1 protein-coding gene is annotated in these 464 nt (G+C 54.3%); it reads left to right on the plus strand.

All coding sequences use genetic code 11. The features are described from left to right. Window positions 1-464: MSCRAMM family protein (locus tag RX395_RS10035; RefSeq protein ID WP_316367357.1), on the plus strand; the 464-nt coding region annotated here is incomplete at both ends.

Consider the following 464-nt stretch of genomic DNA (forward strand, 5'->3'; position numbering starts at 1 on the left):
GTGCAGGCAGTAGTTTGGCGGTATAAGGCCGGTCTGCTCTCTGATCCTGTGGTCGCCTGCGCGGAAGAATTGATGTATGTTTTCAACAACCTCAAACACACCAACTACACCAGCATTGATGAGGAACTGGATGGCTGGTCTTTCCGCGACAGGGCCCAGTACACTCTCGACCTCGGTGCAGAGGGTGTTTGGGGTGATTGCGCAGTATATGAATACAAATATGCTGGTCCTGGCTCCAATTACCACCCCGCCAATGATGTTCAGGCTGTATTCGTTGGCGAACTCACCATCACCCGCGAGCAGTACGAGCTGACCGTAAAGAAGGTAGACTCCACCAACCCCAGCAAGGGCCTTTCCGGTGCTCGATTCCTCATCCAGTCCGCCAATGGCACCTACTCCAAGGAGGTTGTCACCGGGAGCGATGGAACCTATACGCTGTCGCCTTTGGATGCGGGCACTTATTC

It is taken from the genome of Collinsella aerofaciens (assembly GCF_032584215.1).
In the GTDB taxonomy this organism is placed as follows: Bacteria; Actinomycetota; Coriobacteriia; order Coriobacteriales; family Coriobacteriaceae; genus Collinsella.